This is a genomic window from Streptomyces sp. NPDC048295 (assembly GCF_040652135.1).
In the GTDB taxonomy this organism is placed as follows: Bacteria; Actinomycetota; Actinomycetes; order Streptomycetales; family Streptomycetaceae; genus Streptomyces.
In genome coordinates, this window is record NZ_JBEZLL010000038.1 from 1 (window position 1) to 12,994 (window position 12,994).

Annotated in this window: 11 protein-coding genes and 1 tRNA gene; 1 reads left to right on the forward strand and 11 read right to left on the reverse strand. The window is 71.2% G+C overall.

What is annotated here, in order from left to right; translation table 11 throughout:
* Nucleotides 1-105 precede the first annotated feature (105 nt).
* Nucleotides 106-738, forward strand: coding sequence for a class F sortase (locus AB0D53_RS37055; protein ID WP_362453762.1), 633 nt, complete (start codon nucleotides 106-108; stop codon nucleotides 736-738).
* Here the strand turns inward: AB0D53_RS37055 and AB0D53_RS37060 are convergent.
* The 11 genes from AB0D53_RS37060 to eboE form a co-directional block, all read right to left on the reverse strand.
* Nucleotides 713-1,612 (reverse strand): alpha-L-glutamate ligase, encoded by a 900-nt coding sequence (locus tag AB0D53_RS37060; protein ID WP_362453763.1) that lies wholly within the window; start codon nucleotides 1,610-1,612, stop codon nucleotides 713-715. The genes AB0D53_RS37055 and AB0D53_RS37060 overlap by 26 nt on opposite strands.
* Nucleotides 1,609-2,559 carry a hypothetical protein gene (locus AB0D53_RS37065; RefSeq protein WP_362453764.1) on the reverse strand — a complete coding sequence of 317 codons (951 nt, stop codon included), beginning with the start codon at nucleotides 2,557-2,559 and terminating at the stop codon, nucleotides 1,609-1,611. The genes AB0D53_RS37060 and AB0D53_RS37065 overlap by 4 nt, the downstream gene beginning before the upstream one ends.
* 157 nt (nucleotides 2,560-2,716) lie before the next feature.
* Nucleotides 2,717-3,106 carry a D-ribose pyranase gene (rbsD, locus tag AB0D53_RS37070; RefSeq protein WP_362453765.1) on the reverse strand — a complete coding sequence of 130 codons (390 nt, stop codon included), beginning with the start codon at nucleotides 3,104-3,106 and terminating at the stop codon, nucleotides 2,717-2,719.
* Nucleotides 3,103-4,029 (reverse strand): ribokinase, encoded by a 927-nt coding sequence (locus AB0D53_RS37075; RefSeq protein WP_362453766.1) that lies wholly within the window; start codon nucleotides 4,027-4,029, stop codon nucleotides 3,103-3,105. Before AB0D53_RS37075 ends, rbsD begins: the two co-directional genes overlap by 4 nt.
* 95 nt (nucleotides 4,030-4,124) lie before the next feature.
* The gene (locus tag AB0D53_RS37080) at nucleotides 4,125-6,098 is read right to left on the reverse strand and encodes a substrate-binding domain-containing protein (RefSeq protein WP_362453767.1); all 1,974 of its coding nucleotides are present in this window, start codon (nucleotides 6,096-6,098) and stop codon (nucleotides 4,125-4,127) included.
* Entirely contained in the window at nucleotides 6,088-7,647 is a 1,560-nt protein-coding gene (locus AB0D53_RS37085) for a sugar ABC transporter ATP-binding protein (protein ID WP_362453768.1), read from the reverse strand. Before AB0D53_RS37085 ends, AB0D53_RS37080 begins: the two co-directional genes overlap by 11 nt.
* Nucleotides 7,644-8,660, reverse strand: coding sequence for a LacI family DNA-binding transcriptional regulator (locus tag AB0D53_RS37090; RefSeq protein WP_362453769.1), 1,017 nt, complete (start codon nucleotides 8,658-8,660; stop codon nucleotides 7,644-7,646). Before AB0D53_RS37090 ends, AB0D53_RS37085 begins: the two co-directional genes overlap by 4 nt.
* Before the next feature lie 285 nt (nucleotides 8,661-8,945).
* Nucleotides 8,946-9,033 (reverse strand) — tRNA-Leu (locus AB0D53_RS37095).
* Between the two features lie 320 nt (nucleotides 9,034-9,353).
* Entirely contained in the window at nucleotides 9,354-10,385 is a 1,032-nt protein-coding gene (locus AB0D53_RS37100) for a sugar phosphate isomerase/epimerase (protein ID WP_362453770.1), read from the reverse strand.
* Between the two features lie 30 nt (nucleotides 10,386-10,415).
* Nucleotides 10,416-11,822, reverse strand: a complete 1,407-nt coding sequence (locus AB0D53_RS37105; RefSeq protein WP_362453771.1) for a nucleotide pyrophosphatase/phosphodiesterase family protein — start codon at nucleotides 11,820-11,822, stop codon at nucleotides 10,416-10,418.
* Nucleotides 11,819-12,994 (reverse strand): metabolite traffic protein EboE, encoded by a 1,176-nt coding sequence (gene eboE / locus AB0D53_RS37110; RefSeq protein ID WP_362453772.1) that lies wholly within the window; start codon nucleotides 12,992-12,994, stop codon nucleotides 11,819-11,821. Before eboE ends, AB0D53_RS37105 begins: the two co-directional genes overlap by 4 nt.

Genomic DNA, 12,994 nt, shown 5'->3' on the forward strand with positions numbered 1-12,994 from the left:
GGGGGGCGGGGTGGGGGGGGGCCCCCGCCCCCCCCCCGCGGGCCGCCCCCCCCCCCCCGCCGCCCCCCCACTGCCGATGGCCGCCCAACAATCTACGGAGCCCCCATGTTCCGCACATCGCCCTCGCTCCGACGCGCCGCGCTGCCGCTGCTCGCCTGTCTCTTCCTCGCCGGCTGTTCCTCCGACGCCACGGACGGCTCGTCCGCCGCGATGCCCGGCAGCGGCACCACCGCCACGGTCGGCACTCCGGCACAGGATGGTTCGACGGGGACCGGGAAACCCGGGGACTCCCCGGCGGCCGCCCCCGTCCGCATCAGCATCCCGTCGCTCGGCATCGACAGCGAGCTGATGCGCCTCGGCCTCAACCAGGACGGCACCGTCGAGGTCCCGCCCGCCGAGAAGGGCATGACCGCCGGCTGGTACACCGGCGGTACTGCTCCCGGAGAGCGCGGCGCCGCGGTCATCATCGGACACAACAACACCCGTTTCGGGAAGGCCGTCTTCCACGATCTGAAGAAGATCGGCAAGGGAGCGGACATCGCCGTCCGCAACGACCGCGGCGCGGAACTCCACTTCCGGGTCACCGCGACCGAGACGGTCAGCAAGAAGGCCTTCCCGACCGAGAAGGTCTACGGCGCGACCAACACGCGCACCCTGCGCCTGATCACCTGCGACGGCGCCTTCGACGACCGGGGCCACCCGGTGGACAACCTCATCGTGTACGCGAACCGGAGCTGAGGGCGGGGCCGGGGCCCCCGAGGTGTGCGAGACCGTCTCCGGTCCCACGAGCGGGCCGGGGGCCGGGGCGTCGCAGGGCCAGCGCCGCCAGCGCCCCGGGGGCACCCTTCGGGCCGCGGATGCCCGGGAAGGCGTTGATGTCGACGACGACGGGCTCCCCCTCGCGGTCCAGCAGGTCGACACCGTAGACGTCCAGGCCGAAGACCTCGCCCGTGCGCAGGGCGAGCCGGGTCCAGTCCCGCGGCAGCTCGCGGACCAGCGGCGCGGGCCGCACACCGTCCGGGGGTGCGCCCACCGGAGCGGGGCGCACCGCCGCGAACACCTCTCCCGCGATCACCCAGAGCTTGTGGTCCCAGCCGCTGTTCGCGATGAACTCCTGCAGCACGACGGGCTCGTCGGACCACTCCGCCGCAAGGGACCGGAGCCCGGCCGGGCCGTCCACGCGGGCGACCAGGTCCGCGCGGCGGCTGTGGCGGCTCTTGACCATGAACGGATAGCCGCTGTCCGGCAGTTCCGGGCCGTGGAGGACTTCGGACAGTGAGCCGAGGGTCCGGGTCCGGGGCATCGGCAGACCCGCGCCCTCCGCCACGGCGGCGATCCGGCTCCTGTCCTGGCACAGCTCCGTCGCCGCGGCGGAGTTCACCACCCGGGCGCCGAGCCCTTCGAGGGACCGGGCCAGCGCGAGTGCCCGGGGGGTGTGGGCCTTGAGGAGGTAGACGTCGGCGAGACCGTCCGCGGCCTCCGGTCGCGACGGGGATCCGGTTCCGGCGTCAGGGTCCAGGAACGTCACCCGGTGCTCCGCCCCGGTCAGCACGGAAGCGGCCGCGGCGAGCATCGGATGGTCCGGCTTGTCGGTCAGCACACAGACCCTCATGTCCGCGCGCCTTCCGGTACGGCTGCCGCCATGTCCGCCACGGGCCCGGGGCCGGAGGGGGGCGGACGGTGCCGGCCGTGGGAGATCTCCGGCTGCACGGGAATGCGCGGGGCAGGAGCGATCGCGCCCTTCCGGTGGGAGCCGCCGGTCCTGGCCAGCTCCAGAACGGCGCCGGCCAGCCGGGATGCGGCATCGGGGACGCGGCGGAAGCTCGGGAAGTCGTTGATGTCGACGATCACGGGGCCGTCGGGGCCCAGAACCACGTCGATGCCGTAGAGGTCGAGGCCGAAGACCGCTCCCACCTTCGCCGCCGCTTCGGCCACTTCGGCGGGCAGCGGGACGGCTCTTTCGTCGACCGGTGCGTCCGGGTGGAGCGGGGAGCGGCGCACGGTCGCGTGGAACTCGCCCGCGAGGCAGTAGACCTTGAGGTCGGAGCCCGCATTGGACACATAGGGCTGTGCGATGAGCTGCCCCTCGCCCGGCTGCTCCGCGTCCGCCAGCCGCCCGGGGTCCGACACCAGTCGCACTCCGCGCCCCGAGCTGCCGTCGGCGGGCTTGACCACCAGGGGGAAGAGCTCCTCGGGAACGTCCGCGAACAGCGTGGCCCTCGGTGCCGAATAGGTCACCGGGACCGGCAGCCCGTACTGCCGCGCGATGACCGAGGTGAGAACCTTGTCGCGCACCGCACGGATCGACCGTGCGTCGTTCACCGTGGTCAGCCCCACCGCCGCCGCGGCCTCCAGCAGGGTGAGCCCGGGTCCGCCGGACACGGTCTTGAGTACCCAGGCGTCGTGGGTCCCCGCCCGCACCTCCTCCGATATCCGCAGGAGTGAGCCGCCGGGGCGCACCACGTCCACGTGGTGTCCCCACGACGTCAGTTGCCGGACGACGTCGAGCGGCATGCCGTCATGCCGGTACAGCTCTTCGACGAGGAAGCAGAGCTTCATCCCAAAACCCCTCGGTGCCCCACAGCTGGTGGGGGCACAACGGTGCCTCGCGGTGCTCCTTCGAACACCACCAAAAGGGCAACGCTACGTCACGTCTGCCCCAAAGCAACCTCGGCCGTGGGTTACTGATGGTCCGTTCCTTCGCCGGTGATTGCCGTCAGAAGAAGACCCCGCACCGCAGCAGCACATTCGCGTACGGCCGCGCCTCCCCCGTCCGCACCACCAGCCGGGCACCCGCCGAGAGTGCCTTCAGTTCCTCATGGGGTACATGGGCGAGTTCCGGAAGGCGCTCCGCCAGGAGGCGCGCGGCCTCCGGGTTGGCCTCCCGTACCTCGCGCGCCGCTGTCGCGCCCTCCACCACCAGTTCGTCCAGCAGCCCGTCGAGCACCTCCGCGAACGAGGGGACACCGGCCCGGAAGGCCAGGTCGACGACGCGCGGACCGTCCGGGATGGGCATGCCCGCGTCGCAGACCAGTACGCCGTCGCCGTGGCCCAGTCCGGCCAGCGCTCCGGCCAGACGGCGGTTGAGGATCCCTGCCTTCTTCACAGCGCGGAGACTTCCTCTGCGGTCGGGAAGGACGCCTGAGCACCGCGCCGGGTGACGGCTGCCGCGCCCACCCGGACGGCGAACGCGACGGCGTCGGCGAGCTCCTCGCCCAGGCCCAGCCGCCAGGCCAGGGCGGCGGTGAAGGCATCGCCCGCCCCGGTCGTGTCCACGGCTTCGACCTCGACGCTCGGTACGCGTACGACCTCGTCCCCACGGCTGTCCGCGACCAGTGCCCCCGCCGCGCCCAGCGTGACCACGACCGACCGCGGGCCGAGCGCGAGCAGCGCCCGCGCCCAGTCCTCCGGCGTGGCGCCCGCTGCCCCGCCCAGCATGTAGCGCGCCTCGTGCTCATTGACCACCAGCGGGTCGCAGGCGGCCCGCACGTGGTCGGGCAGGGGCGCGGGCGGGGACGGGTTCAGCACCAGTCGGGTACCCGGTGCCATCGCAGCGGCCACCTCGGCGACCGTGTCCAGCGGGATCTCCAGCTGTACGGAGACGACCCGGGCCGCGCCGAGCAGGTGGCCGGCCGCCCGGATGTCCTGCGGGGTGAGGCGGGCATTGGCCCCCGGCGACACCACGATGCTGTTGTCACCCGAGGGGTCCACGGTGATCAGCGCGACGCCGGTGGGGGCCCCGCCCACGAGGACACCCTCGGTGTCGACGCCCGCCGCCCGCTGCGACTCCAGGAGCAGACGGCCATGCGCGTCGTCACCGACCCGGGCCAGCAGGGCCGTACGGGCTCCGAGGCGGGCTGCGGCGACCGCCTGGTTCGCCCCCTTGCCGCCCGGGTGGACGGCGAGGTCGGAGCCGAGCACGGTCTCGCCGGGGGCGGGGCGCCGCTCGACGCCGACGACCAGGTCGGCGTTGGCGGAGCCCACGACCAGCAGGTCGTACCGGTCGTGGTCGTTATCGCTCTCGTACATGGTTCCTGCTTTCCGTGTTCGGACGGCTGTTCGGGGCGGGCCGGGCCGTGCCCGCGAGTCCCGATCAGCCACGCCGGGGTCCCGTCGGGCCGGGCTCAGGAGAAATCGGCGACGTTGCTCTTGGTGACGACCTTGACCGGCACCATCACCGTGCTGCCGACCTTCTTGCCCTCTGCCGCCTTCACCGCGTTCTGCACGGCGATCCTGCCCAGTTCCTTGGGCTGCTGGGCCACGGAGGCGTACAGCGTGCCCGCGGCAACCGCCTTCAGGCCGTCCGGGGTTCCGTCGAAGCCGACGACGGAGACCGACTTTCCGGCCTTGCCGCCGAGCGCCTTGACCGCGCCGAGCGCCATCTCGTCGTTCTCGGCGAAGACACCGCTGATGCCGGGGTGGGACTGGAGCAGATTGGTCATGACGTCCAGGCCCTTCGTGCGGTCGAAGTCCGCCGGCTGCTCGGCCACGACCTTGATGCCGGGGTACGCCTTGAGGCCTTCGGCGAAGCCCGCGCCGCGCTCGCGGCTGGCCGAGGTGCCTGCCGTGCCCTGCAGGACGGCGATGCTGCCCCTGCCCCCGAGCTTCTCGGCCAGCGCCTTGGCCGCGAGCCTGCCGCCGGCGACGTTGTCGGACGCGACGAGCGTCGCGGTCCGCGCCTTGTTGACGCCCCGGTCGGCGGCGATCACGGGGATGTCCGCCTTGTTGGCGCCCTGGACGGCGGGGCCCGCCGCGTCCGAGTCCACCGGATTGACGATGATCGACTTCATGCCGGAACTCGTGAAGTTCTGGAGCTGGTTGGCCTGCTGCGAGGCGTCGTTCTGGGCGTCGGTGACGGTGAGGTCGACCCCGGCCGCCTTCGCCTCCGCCTGTGCGCCCGCCTTCATCTGGACGAAGAAGGGGTTGTTGAGCGTGGAGAGCGACATGCCCACCTTGGTGTTGCCGCCGGAGGAACCGGAGTTGAAGTACGACACCCCGCCCACGACGACGGCCACGCACAGTGCGGCGATGCCGAACTTGACCGCCCCCGCACCCTTGCGACCGGATCCCGGTGAGCCCGGCGCCGCGGACGAACCGCCCGGTGCGGCGGCTCCGGAACCGGCCTTGCGGCGCAGTGTGTCCAGCAGCACCGCGAGCGCGATGACGACGCCGATGACGACCTGCTGCCAGAACGCGGAGACGGAGAGGAGGTTCAGCCCGTTGCGCAGGACCGCGAGGATGAGTGCGCCGATCAGGGTTCCGGACGCCTTGCCGACGCCGCCGGCGAGACTGGCACCACCGATGACCACCGCGGCGATCGCGTCGAGTTCGTAACCCTGCGCGGCCTGCGGCTGCGCGGAGGTCAGCCGGGAGGCGAGGACGATGCCCGCCACCGCGGCGAAGAGCCCGGACAGGGCGTAGATGGCCAGCTTCTGCCGCTTGACGCGCAGCCCGGAGAGCCGGGCCGCCTCCTCGTTGCCGCCGATCGCGTACATCGATCGGCCGATGTAGGTGCGGGCCAGGATCAGTGCCGCGATCAGCCCCATCACGATCATCACGAGGACCGGGACGGGCAGCCAGCCGCCGAGCGTGTCACCGAGCGCCGAGACCGGGTCGGGGAAGTCGATCGGCTTGCCCTGGGAGATGACCAGGGACAGCCCGCGCGCGATCGACAGCATCGCCAGGGTCGCGATGAACGGCGGCAGTTTCCCGTACGAGACCAGCGCCCCGTTGACGAAACCGCACGCGATGCCGGTGGCGGCGGCGAGGACGAGCGCCAGCCAGACCGGCAGCCCCTCCGAGGTCGCCGTCCAGGCCAGGACGGTCGCCGAGAGCGCGGCGACCGAGCCCACGGACAGGTCGATGCCCGCCGAGACGATGACGAAGGTGACACCGAACGCGAGGATCGCGGTCACGGCGGCCTGCACACCGATGTTCAGCAGGTTCTGGGTGGTCAGGAAGTCGCCGGAGAGCAGCGACATCGCCACCAGCAGGACGACCAGGGCGCTCAGGGCGCCGTTGTCGAGCAGGAGACGGCGGACCGTGTGCCCTGCGGCGCCACTGGCGCCCGTATTGCTCTTGAGCGTGTCAGTGGCCACGGGGGCTCTCCTCAGTCGTCGTGGACGATGCGTCGGAAGGTGTTGTGGGGGGTGTTGTGGGAGGTGCGCTGACGGCGAGGGCCATCACCGCGTCCTGGGTCGCTTCGTGCGCGGCGAGTTCCCCCGCGATCCGCCCCTGGGACATGACCAGCACCCGGTCGCTCATGCCGAGGACCTCGGGCAGGTCGCTGGAGATCATCAGGACCGCATGGCCCGACGCCGTGAGTTCGTTGATGAGCTGGTAGATCTCGACCTTGGCGCCGACATCGATGCCGCGCGTCGGTTCGTCGAGGATCAGGACCCTGGTGTCGGCCAGCAGCCACTTGCCGATGACGACCTTCTGCTGGTTGCCGCCGGAGAGCGTACGGACGTGCTGGCCGAGGCCCGCCATCCGTACGCCGAGCTGTTCGGCGATCCGGGCGGCCGCCGCGCGCTGCCCCTTGAGGTCCACCAGCCCGGAGCGGCTGGCCGAGCGCAGGGTGACCAGGCCCAGGTTCTCCTGCACCGAGGCGTCGAGCACCAGGCCCTGCCCCTTGCGGTCCTCGGGCACGAGGCCGATCCCGGCGCCCATCGCCGCGGTGACGTCGTGCTTGGCCAGCCGCTCGCCGAGCACGTCGACGCTGCCGCCGTCGTAGGGGTCGGCGCCGAAGACGGCGCGGGCGACCTCGGTGCGTCCGGCACCGACGAGACCGGCCAGACCGACCACCTCGCCGGCCCGCACCTCGAAGCTGATGTCATGGAACACGCCGTCGCGGGTCAGACCTCGCACGGACAGCAACGGGCTGCCGGCCTCCGGTCGTTCACGCGGATACTGCTGGTCGATGCTGCGTCCCACCATCAGCTGTACGAGCTCCGCCTCGGGGGTCGAGGCGGGCACCTGGTCGATGCTCCGGCCGTCGCGCAGCACGGTGACCCGGTCGCCGAGTGCCGCGATCTCCTCGAGGTGATGGGTGATGAAGACGACACCGACGCCGTCCGCGCGCAGCTGCCGCACGATCCGGAAGAGCTTGTCTACCTCCTCCGAGGTGAGGACCGCGGTCGGCTCGTCCATGATCAGGACGCGGGCGTCCAGGCTCAGCGCCTTGGCGATCTCCACCATCTGCAGCCGGGCGATGCCCAGTTCGCGGATCCTGGCCCTCGGCGAGACATGCAGGCCGACGCGGCGCAGCAGCACCTCGGCGTCCGCCTCCATGCGACGGCGGTCGATCAGCCCGAAACGGCGAGGCTGCCGGCCGAGGAAGATGTTCTCGGCGACCGTGAGATCGGGGACCAGGTTGAACTCCTGGTAGATCGTGGCGATTTTGAGCCGCTCGGCGTCCTGTGCGCCGTGGATACGGACCTCGCGCCCCTGGGCGAAGATCCGGCCGCTGTCCGGGCGATAGGCGCCGGAGAGCATCTTGATGAGTGTGCTCTTTCCGGCTCCGTTCTCGCCGAGCAGGACATGTACTTCGCCGCTGCGCAGGTCGAAGTCCACGCTGTCCAGCGCGACCACGCCGGGGAAGGTCTTGCGTACGCCTTCGATGCGCAGCAACTCGTCGGGACTGCTCACCAGTTGCTCCTCTGGTCCGAAGTGGGTTCGCCGCAGGAACGGCGTACGACGAGGCGGGCCGGCAGGGTGACGGACTGCGGGGACCGGCCCTCGACGATGTCGACGAGTGCGCGGACGGCGGCGCGGCCGAGCTCACCGGTCGGCTGGGCGATCGCCGTGATCGGCGGGGCGGTGTGGACGAACCACGGGATGTCGTCGAAGGCGGCGAGCCCGATGTCCTGCGGGACACGCAGGCCGGCCGCACGGATGGCGTCCAGCGCGCCGAGTGCCATCAGGTTGTCGGCGGCGAAGACGACCTCGGGCGGTTCGGGAAGTGCCAGGAAGCGCTCGGTGACCCTCCGGCCGCTGTCCGCCTGGAAGTCGCCCTGGCCGATGTAGGCGTCGGGCAGCACGAGCCCGTACGCACGCAGCGCCTCGCGGAAGGCCTCGACGCGCTCGTTGCCCGTGGTGGTGGCCGCGGGGCCCGCGATGATCGCGAGCCTGCGGCGGCCCAGCGCGTGCAGATGGGCGACCAGGTCCCGGATCGCGAGGCGGCCGTCGGCGCGTACGACGGGGACGTCGACACCGGGCATCCACCGGTCCACGAAGACCATCGGGGTGCCGGCGCGTGCCACGTCCGCCATCAGCGGGGAGTCGCCGTCCGCGGGAGAGACGAGCAGCCCGTCGATCCTCCGGTCGAGGAGCGTGCGGACGTGGTGGTCCTGCAGCTCCGGCCGCTCGTCGGCGTTGCCGATGATGACGCTGTAGCCGAGGGCCCGGGCCTCCTCCTCGACGAAGCGGGCCAGTTCGGTGAAGTACGGATTGAGCACATCACTGATGACCAGGCCGAGGGTGCGCGTCTGGTCGGTGCGCAGCGAACGGGCGACGGCGTTGGGCCGGTAGCCGAGGGCGTCGACGGCGGCGAGGACTCGTGTCCGCGCGTCCGGGCTGACGGAGGGATGACTGTTGAGAACACGGGAGACCGTCGCGACAGAGACTCCCGCCTGGGCCGCGACGTCCTTGATGCTCGTCATGTCCGGACCACCTCCTTGTGGTTTCCATGAGCCTCGAAACCAGCGGGCCGGAGCTGTGGACCGGAACCGTGGAATCGATTACAAGGATGATTGGAAACGATTACACAGCCCGATACAAGACCCCACCCGACGTCCGAGACCGGATCGTAACGAGCGTGACGGAGGAGACGGGAGTGAGCCGAGCGCACGATCGGGCACGGCATCAGAGGGAACATCCGGGCGCGGGCCCGCAACGCGAAATGCCGATCGGGAGTAATCCCGACCGGCATTCGACCGATTTCCTACTGGTGTCCGAGGGGGGACTTGAACCCCCACGCCCGATAAAGGGCACTAGCACCTCAAGCTAGCGCGTCTGCCATTCCGCCACCCGGACCAGGTGGTCGGCCCCGGTTTCCCGTGGCGACATGGAAAACAATACCAGGGGTTCGGGGTGGCTCTCACCTGCGTTTCCCGTGGTCAGTGCGGTGCGGCGGACGCACCTGGCACGATCCGGCCCCACATCCGCCGTCGCGACCACCGTCCGCGTTCACGCCCGTACACACAGTGGATCGCCACCGGCCGCCCCATTCCGCGCCGGCCGGGCCGCCCACGCGGCCGAGAGCTGCGGCCGGACCGGCGGAAGGCCCGGCTGCGCGGCCGTCACGACGGCCCTCCCCGCCGCTTCGCGGGGAGGGCCGTCGTGCGTGCGGTGGGTCAGCAGCCCTTGCGACGCAGGGTGTGCAGATATGCGGCCGAGCGGCGGGCCGTGGTGAAGGAGTCGACGATCGGCTGGTCGTGCTCCACCTGCCAGTGGTGGTCACGGCGGCCGCCATGGGTCCTGGTGACGGCACTGAGGAACTTCTTGTAGTCGATGTCGCCGTCCCCGACGTCCACCATGCGGTAGCCGTCGCGGGCCGCTATGTCGTGCTCGCCGTCCTTGACGTGGAAGAGCGGATAACGGTCGGGCTGCTTCAGTACGTAGTGCAACGGGTCGAAGGTGTCGGGGGTGCCGTCGGCCCGCTTCCCGAACCGGAACTGTCCGACGTAGGCCCAGTAGATGTCCATCTCCAGGAAGACCAGATCGGGGTCGGTCTCCGCGAGCAGTACGTCGTAGAGGCGGACGTCGGGCCGGTCGGTGGCGAAGGAGAACTCCTCGGCGTGGTTGTGCTGGTAGAACTTCATGCCACGCTTCCTGGCCGCGGCGCCGTAGATGTTGAACTCCTCGGCGGCGCGCTTCCAGGCGTCGACCGTCGACCCGTAGCGGAACGGTCCCGACGCGGTTCCGACGTGCTTGAGGCCGAGGGCCTGGGCGTCGTCGAGGACCTTGGTCAGGTTCTGCGCGAAGGTGTAGGCGTTGGGGTTGTTGTTGTCGTAGTAGCCGACGTGGCTGCCGATGCCCTTGAGTCCGTGGTCGCGGGTGAGCTGCTTGAGCTGGGCGAGGGTGATGGCACCGGCCGAGCCCTGGGTGTATCCGGCGTACTCGACCTCGTCGTAGCCGTACGCCTCCAGTTCGGCGAAGACCTTGTCGAAGCCGAGGGTCGAGACCTTGTCGCGGAGGGTGTAGAGCTGGATCCCGAGACGGCCGGGCGGCAGCAGCGGGTCGCCCTGGGGCCGGCCCTGGGCGGTGGCGGACGGGGCGGCGGCACCGAGGAGGGCGGCTGCGGTGGCTCCGGCTGCGACGCCGAGCATGGAACGCCTGCTGAGCTTATGGGCGAGTTCGGCGTCGACGGGGGTGCGGCGGCTCATGGCGGAACTCCTTCTGGGGGCGGGACGTTGTCAGTGCAGTCCGGCAAGCTCGAGGAGCAAGGACTTCACTTCGGTGGCCCGGACGGGGCCGGTGAACGCGTGGGGGGTGGAGCACAGGATGAGCGGACCTTCTTCGTCGCTCTGCGGAAGTCGGCCGTGGCTGCCGCGAATAGGTGACGGGTCCAGGGGCACGACCGCCATGCGGTAGCGCATGCCGAGCTTCTTCCGGGCGACGGCCGCGGCGGCCTTGACCCGGACGTACGGGTCCTGGGGGTCCAGGAAGAGTTCGACGGGGTCGTAGCCGGGTTTGCGGTGGATCTCGACGAGCTGCGCGAAGTCGGGTGCGCGGTCGTCGTCGAGCCAGTAGTAGTACGTGAACCAGGCATCGGGGTCCGCGACGGCCACCAGTTCGCCCGAGCGCGGGTGGTCCAGGCCGTGCGCCTTCTTCCCCTCGTCGTCGAGGAGCTGCTCGATGCCCTGAAGGTCCTGGAGGGCTTCGCGGGTCGCTTCGAGGTCCTCGGGGCGGCGTACGTAGATGTGGGCGAGCTGGTGGTCGGCGACGGCGAAGGCGCGGGAGGCCATCGGGTCGAGGTACTCCATGCCGTCCTGGGTGTGGACCTCCAGGAGACCGGCCCGGCGCAGCGCCCGGTTGATGTCCACGGGCCGGTCGACCCGGGTGATGCCGTATTCGGAGAGGGCGACGACGGTGCGGCCCTCGCGGCGTGCGTCGTCCAGGAGGGGGGCCATGGCGCGGTCGAGCTCGGCCGCGGCGCGATGGGAGCGCGGGTCGTCGGGGCCGTAGCGCTGAAGGTCGTAGTCGAGGTGCGGGAGGTAGCACAGGGCCAGGTCGGGGTGGCGGGTGCCGAGGATGTGCCGGGTCGCGTCGATGATCCACTGCGAGGAGACGATGTCCGCGCCGGGGCCCCAGAAGTGGAAGAGGGGGAAGGTGCCGAATTTCTCGGTGAGTTCGTCGTGCAGAGCGGGCGGACGGGTGTAGCAGTCGGGTTCCTTGCGGCCGTCGGCGTAGTAGACGGGGCGCGGAGTGACGGTGATGTCGGTGTCGGCGCCCATCGCGTACCACCAGCAGATGTTGGCGACGGTGTAGCCGGGGTGGGAGCGGCGGGCGGCGTCCCAGAGTTTGTCGCCCGCGACCAGTCCGTTGTGCTGACGCCAGAGCAGGACGTCGCCGAGTTCGCGGAAGTACCAGCCGTTGGCGACGATGCCGTGTTCGGCGGGGGTGGTGCCGGTGAGAAAGGTGGACTGGGCGGCGCAGGTGACGGCGGGGAGGACGGTGCCGAGGGAGGCGTGGGTGCCTGACCGCCCCAGGGCCTTCAGGTGCGGCATGTGGTCCAGGAGCCTCGGGGTGAGACCGACGACGTCGATGACGAGGAGAGGGGTGGGGGTGGTGGGCCCGGTGGGCTGCTCGGCGGTGGTCACGGGAGCTCCTTGAGGCCGAGGTCGACCAGGAGGTCGCGGGCGAGGGTGAGTTCGGCGGCGATGCCGTCGGCGAGCTGGGTGCGGGTACGGGGGCGCTGCGCGGCCGGTAACGCCTGCCAGGTGTACGTCTCGACCTCCAGGTGCCTGGTGAGGGGCCGTGCGCCGCCCACCAGGCGGGTCAGTGCGGATCGGAGCACGGGAAGGGTGGAAGCGAGAGGTGGTGCGGGTGGTGTGTGCAGGGGGACGTGGAAGTGGGCGCGCCAGGGGGCGCCGTCCGGCAGGACCCGGCCGGTGACGGCCTCGCCGAGGTCGTCGGTGCCGCGCAGCCCGGCGGCGGTACGGGTGCGGGTCTGGTGCAGGAAACGGGGCTCCGCGAAGGCGGCGAGTGCGGTGCGCACTTCGGGGAGGTGGGGGTGTTCGGCGTGCAGGGCGGCGGAGAGTTGTGCCTTGGCGATCGGGATGTCCGCTGCGCCGAGCGCGTCGACGGCGGTGCCGGGGTCCTCGAAGGAGGTGGCCAGGTGGCAGGTGTCGATGCAGATGCCGATGCGTGGGTGCCCGACGGAGGTGAGGGGTGCGATGGCGTCGGCGGTGGTCTCGACCGTGCAGCCGGGTTCGGGTTCGAGGCCGATGCGGATGGACTTGCCGGTGAGCTCGGCGAGTGCGTCGAGCCGTTCGCCGAGGGTGGTGAGCGCGGTGTGTGCCGTGCGGGCCGCCTCCGGGTCCGAGTCGAAGGGTGTGCGCCAGGCGATCGGGAGGGTGGAGATGGTGCCTTCGGTGGCGTCGTCGGGGAGCAGGCCGGCCAGGAGCCGGGCGAGGTCGGTGGTGTGGGAGAGCCGCTCGGGGTCCGTCCAGTCCGGCTTGTACACCCGGTACTTGACCTCGTCGGCGCCGAATCCCTCGTACGGGAAGCCGTTGAGGGTGACCACCTCCAGGCCGCGGCGGTCCAGTTCGGCGCGCAGGGAGCGCAGTTCGGCCGGGTCGTTGATCAGGGCACGGGCCGCATCCCGGGCGAGCCAGAGACCGATGCCGAGCCGGTCGCGGCCGAGGCGTCTGCGGACCGGTTCGCAGTGGTCGCGCAGTTGGGCGCGGACGCCGTCGAGCGTTTCGGCGGGGTGGACGTTGGTGCAGTACGCGAGGTGGACGGTGGAGCCGTCGGGGTGGCGGAAGCGCAT

Excerpts from the sequence above, each read along its gene's own strand:
- eboE (WP_362453772.1), bottom strand. The coding sequence starts at position 12,994 with ATGCGCTTCCGCCACCCCGACGGCTCCACCGTCCACCTCGCGTACTGC.
- AB0D53_RS37090 (WP_362453769.1), bottom strand. The coding sequence starts at position 8,660 with ATGACGAGCATCAAGGACGTCGCGGCCCAGGCGGGAGTCTCTGTCGCG.
- AB0D53_RS37055 (WP_362453762.1), top strand. The coding sequence starts at position 106 with ATGTTCCGCACATCGCCCTCGCTCCGACGCGCCGCGCTGCCGCTGCTC.
- AB0D53_RS37065 (WP_362453764.1), bottom strand. The coding sequence starts at position 2,559 with ATGAAGCTCTGCTTCCTCGTCGAAGAGCTGTACCGGCATGACGGCATG.
- AB0D53_RS37060 (WP_362453763.1), bottom strand. The coding sequence starts at position 1,612 with ATGAGGGTCTGTGTGCTGACCGACAAGCCGGACCATCCGATGCTCGCC.
- AB0D53_RS37100 (WP_362453770.1), bottom strand. The coding sequence starts at position 10,385 with ATGAGCCGCCGCACCCCCGTCGACGCCGAACTCGCCCATAAGCTCAGC.
- AB0D53_RS37075 (WP_362453766.1), bottom strand. The coding sequence starts at position 4,029 with ATGTACGAGAGCGATAACGACCACGACCGGTACGACCTGCTGGTCGTG.